Origin of the sequence: Ruminiclostridium papyrosolvens C7, assembly GCF_000421965.1 — a bacterium.
Classification (GTDB): Bacteria; Bacillota; Clostridia; order Acetivibrionales; family DSM-1351; genus Ruminiclostridium; species Ruminiclostridium papyrosolvens_A.
In genome coordinates, this window is the sequence record NZ_ATAY01000005.1 from 1 (window position 1) to 5745 (window position 5745).

Annotated in this window: 2 protein-coding genes and 1 pseudogene; all 3 read left to right on the top strand. The window is 31.9% G+C overall.

The annotated features are described in order from the left end of the window. The first annotated feature begins 506 nt into the window (after positions 1-506). Positions 507-1616 (top strand): hypothetical protein, encoded by a 1110-nt coding sequence (locus L323_RS21600; RefSeq protein ID WP_020813719.1) that lies wholly within the window; start codon positions 507-509, stop codon positions 1614-1616. A gap of 471 nt (positions 1617-2087) precedes the next feature. Next, positions 2088-2198 (top strand): annotated as a pseudogene (locus tag L323_RS42045) (HAD-IA family hydrolase); the annotation flags it as partial. 407 nt (positions 2199-2605) lie between these two features. Beyond that, positions 2606-5745 (top strand): condensation domain-containing protein (locus L323_RS21605; RefSeq protein ID WP_020813720.1); only part of this gene is annotated, 3140 nt, incomplete at its 3' end.

Here is a 5745-nt window from a genome sequence, read left to right on the forward strand (position 1 = left end):
GATCCTATAAGGGTCTTTTTTTGCTGCTTCAAATTTGTTCTTGAATATCTCTTTTTAAATGGGAAGTTACATTTTATTCTTAATTAGTAAAAACTTATAAAGCTGATATGTAAGAGTGTAAAGTTGTATTACAAAATATAACAAAATATTTTTACATAATGTTACAAAATGAATTTAACAAATTCTTACTTTATCTAATAATTAAACAGCTAAGGACATAGTATTCTAATATTGTTGAAAAATTTTGATATTCGCTTTGACATTATTGGAAACATAATATACAATAAATGTAATAATTTGCCACGTTCTTGTCTTAGAATTTCTATTTCCATTAGGCTCGATATTTGGTAAGTTCTGTTCCCCTAAGCAAATAGGGCTTATTTACTTGTGACCGCATGGGGATATTTGCTTAGGGAGATGTTTAAAGAGGGAGGTTAAGTATATTTAAAAATCATAAATTCCCCTAATTGTGTTTAACAAAAATTTAAAACTTAAGGAGAAATTTTATGAAAACGATTTTTAGAACTATAGTATCAATTTGTATGGTAGCGGTATTGCTAAGTAGTTCGTTGACTGCTTTTGCTGAAAGTGGTGATAATGCTAATACGGCAAATATTAATATCGCAAATGTAAACATAAAAAGCCATGTAAATATAGACTATAGTAAGCCGGCAATAAAATTAAAGGCAAATAAAGTAGCAAAAGTAGTTTCCGGTGCGAGTGCATATATGACATCAAACGTAGTTTCAACTACCGTATTTTTACAAAATAATCCAAGATTGATTCAAAATGGAATATTAACAGCTGAGAATAATACAAATTACGTTTACTTTACTGTAACGAAAGATACCTTTATTTGGGCTAAATTAGCTTCAAGTAATGCTGATTACACAATAAGCCTTTATAAAATTGATGATATAACAGGTCAAGCTTTACCTACTGATATTGTAGAGAGTTCAAACAGCATAATAGCAAATAGTGGACTGGAACAGGGCGATTATTTATTTCTGATATCTTCTAAGGATTCCGTTGGGGATAATTATGATTTGCAAATCAATGCTACTAATCCGGCAGGTGAATTTAGCAGCATCAATGCAATTACTCCTTCTTTACAACAGTTGGTTATATCATATGCAAATCAAGAAGTTTATGCAAATGGAGCATATGTGTTTAGTTGGGATACTACAGCATCTAACAGTCATTTAAATTGGAAAAGAGATGTTATGGCTGTGAAGGAGCTAGTTACAGAAACCAAGAAGATGATTTTAGAAAATGTTAAAGTTAGGACACTTTCCGCCCCTGTTACGTATAAATCACAATATGCATCTTCTGATAATGCAATATTGTTATATTTAAATGAAGGTACCAGATATACATATTATGAAACAATTACTGAAAATTCTAATCCTTTAAATTATTCCAAATCTTTTGTGGATCCTAATGGAAGAATTACTCCTAGAGATCTTGACTCATCTGACTTTGTAAATGTCAATCATATTCTTGTGTTTGATTTAAATACAGGAAAGCCTATTGATTTCTTCAGTTCTCTGAATTATTTCTACAATGACAAAAGCCTAGATAGGGAAGATTCACCAACAATAACTTATAACGAATAATAAAACAATGTAAATTATTAAAGGCTTGCTTTTATTATGATTCATATATAGAGCAAGCCTTTAATTTATTTATAACACGAATGGCTTTAAATCTTGAGATAATTTATCCAATATAGTATTTTATATAATAAAGGGTTTTTCAAGGAGAACGAAAATGATTTTTTTGATATAGACAATACATTAATAGATCACAGTAAGTCCGGGTATCTTGGTGTAAAAGCATTTTATAACAGATATAAACATGAAATTCATGCTAATGAAGATAAATTTTATATGTTATGGAACCAAGTTTCTGATAAATATTTTGATAAATATTTAAAAGGGGAGATAACTTTTGAATAGCGACGGTTCAAAAGAATGAAAGAAATAAATACACATTTTGATATTAATCTTTCAAGTAATGATGCGGAAATTAAGTTTAACTATTATTTAACTAAGTATTAAGAAAACTGGGTAGCTTTTGAAGATGTTACACCGTGTCTACATGAACTTTCAGGATATAGATTGGGCATTATCAGTAATGGAGATTTACAACAGCAAACACTTAAACTAGAAAGAATAGGAATTATTAATTCATTTTAAGCTACAGCAAATATTTTTCCTTTTCAAATAATACTACAGATAAATTCTTTATTTGACAAAATAACCATTATATAGTAACATATTACATATAAAATAACGACAAAGTATACGATAATTTTTAACTTTTAATATACGCAGCTTATTTCATGTTAAATAAAATTTCATTATTTATTACACAATTCATACAAGTTCAAATAATACTACATAATGCAGATTAAGCATTATTATGACTTTGTCATTCGTTTTTTTATCAATACAATAAGCTTTAAAAATATTAATATTGATTTTTATATAACTCTTTAATTTATGATTATCGAATGTAATTGGATTTATTAGAGTTATATTGCTAAACTCCGGCAGTATAAAGACTTTATAATCACAATTAAAAAATGGGAGATGTATAAAGTATGAGCTTATACAATAGTCTGGTTGATTTGATTGTAAACAAACCTGTTAATAAAGGGGTTACTTTTATTTCGGGTGAATTTGATGAGGTATTTATTTCATATTACGATTTATATGAAAAAGCTCTCGGAATATTGTATAACCTTCAGAAAAATGGAATACGCCGTGGAAACGAGTTGGTGTTTCAAATAAAGGATAATTATGAGTTTGTTTGCTGTTTCTGGGCATGTATACTGGGTGGTATAATACCTATTCCTGTAGCGGTGGGAAACAAAAGCGAACACAGACAGAAATTATTTAACATATGGGAAGTGTTAAATAATGCATATCTTTTAACAGATAAAGAAACAAATATCCTTGAAAAATCCCTGGAAGACGGCATAGAGCAAGATAAAATACAAGAAGTCAAAGGAAAAACTGTTTTTATAGAAGATATAACAGAGGCCAACGGTATGGGAGAACTGTATAAATCAACTCCTGAGGATATCGCTTTTATACAATTTTCGTCGGGCTCAACCGGAGATCCGAAAGGAGTAATACTTACTCACGGTAATTTGTTGACAAATGTTAGTGCAATACTTTCGGGCATATGTGTAACACAAAAAGATACTTCTCTTAGTTGGATGCCTTTAACCCATGACATGGGTTTAATCGGGTTTCATTTAGCACCTCTGGCAGCTGGTATAAATCAGTATATAATGGATACTTCACTATTTATCCGCAACCCGATTCTTTGGATTAAAAAAGCTAATGAACATAGGCTTACCATACTTTCATCACCTAATTTCGGGTATAAGTACTTTCTTGAGTTTTATAAGGCTGAACGAGCTGAAAACTGGGATTTGTCCAATGTAAGAATAATTTTTAATGGCGCAGAGCCTATTTCTGTGGAACTTTGTAAAAAGTTTTTAGATGAGTTATCAGTATACGGATTAAAATCAAACGTTTTGTTTAATGTATATGGAATGGCTGAAGCCAGTCTCGCAGTAACATTTCCTCCACATGGTGAGGAACTTGCGTCTATTAAACTTGACCGTGAATTCTTGTATATAGGACAAAGTATTAAGGAATTTGACGGAAAAGATTACATAAGTGCAATAGAGTTTGCTGATGTTGGCTATCCTGTAACAGACTGTAGTGTTAGGATTTGTGACAATAACGGTACAGTTCTGGGTGAAAATACAGTAGGTAATATCGAAATAAAGGGTAATAATGTAACTTCGGGTTATTATAATAACAGAAATGCTACATTAATAGCCTTTAGGGAAGAGAATTGGCTTGATACCGGAGATTTGGGATTTTTTAAAAACGGAAGGCTGATTGTTACCGGGAGAGCAAAAGACGTTATTTTTGTAAATGGTCAGAATTATTATGCTCATGATGTAGAAAGGGTTTCGGAAGGTATTGACGGTGTAGAACTTGGGAAGGCTGCTGCATGTGGCGTGTTCAATAGAACTTCCCAAAAAGATGACATAATACTATTTATTGTGTATAAAAAGAAAACAGATAGTTTTGTTAAACTGGCAACTAACCTGAAAAAGCACATATATAAGCACATGGGGCTGGAAATAGAAAATGTAATTCCTGTTAAAAGCTTTCCAAAAACTACAAGCGGAAAAATTCAAAGGTACAAACTTGGAGAGATGTACCAAAATGGAGAATTTGACAAATTAATTAGTGAGCTTAAAGAATTAACAAATAATGAGCCCGTTGAAAATATTGGCAACATCGGGGATACTACGGAAGAAGCCCTTAAAAATATTTGTTGCGGTGTGTTAGGGCTTAGAAGCGTTGGGTTAAATGAAAATCTTATTGAGTTGGGGGCAGATTCCTTAAAGTCAGCAATTCTGGCTTCAAGAATTCAAAAGCATTTTAATGTAGAGATTCCAATTGAAAAGTTATTTGAGTATGGTACTTTAAATGAGATTTTGTCATACATAAAAAAAGCTGATAGTAGAAAATATCAATGTATAGAACCTGTTTCTGAAAAACTCTATTATTCGGTCACTCCTGCACAGAAAAGAGTCTTTTCCCTGGAAAGGCTTGGTGAAGTAGGGACAAGTTATAATATTCCGGTCGTTATGATTATTGAGGGAGATCTTGATTGCAAAAGGCTTGAGAAAGTATTTAATGACTTGGTTCAGAGACATGAATCTTTGAGGACTTCATTTGAGGTTGTGGAAGGTCAAACTGTTCAAAAGATACATAAGAGTATTAATTTTAGTATTGAAACAGATACCCTGCAAGTGAGTTCATATGAAAATGTTAATGAAATAATAAAATCTTTAGCTGAAAAGTTTATTGGGCCATTTAATTTATTTGAAGCACCACTTATGAGGGTCAAACTTGTAAAGTTATCGGATAAGAAGCATATCCTGTTATTGGACATACACCATATTATTTCTGACGGAACATCCATGGGTATTCTAATAAGAGATTTTGCAGGTTTATATAGAGGCGAAAATTTGAATCCATTAAAAGTTCAATATAAGGACTATGCACAATGGCGAAATGATTTTTCAGAGACAGATGTTTTGAAGAATCAGGAAAATTATTGGCTGGACAGATTAAAGGGAGAATTACCATTATTGTCACTGCCACTGGATTACAACAGACCTGCAATTAAAGACTTTAGTGGAGATTCCATAAGGTTTAGTATACAAAATAATCTTAAAGAGAAACTGAAAAAGCTCGGAGATAAATGTGGGGCGAGCCTTTTTATGGTTCTTCTGGCGGCCTACAATGTGCTGCTTTCCAAGTACTCAGGACAGGAAGATATTGTTGTAGGGTCACCTGTAGCCGGTAGAAAGCATCCCGATGTATCAAATATTGTAGGTATGTTTGTAAACACTTTATCGTTGAGAAATTTTCCGGTAGGAGATAAGTCGTTTTTATATTTTCTTGAAGAAGTAAAAAAAGGCGCATTAAAAGCTTTTGAGTATCAGGACTATCAATTCGATAAGTTGGTAGAAAAGTTGGACATAAGAAGGGATATTAGCAGAAATCCTCTTTTTGATGCTATGCTTGTAATGCAAAATATGGACATACCAAAGTTTGAAATTCAAGGCTTGAAATTTAATCAGCATTACATAAACAGCAAGTCGTCCAAGTTCGATTTGACATTGGAAGCAGTGGAAAACTG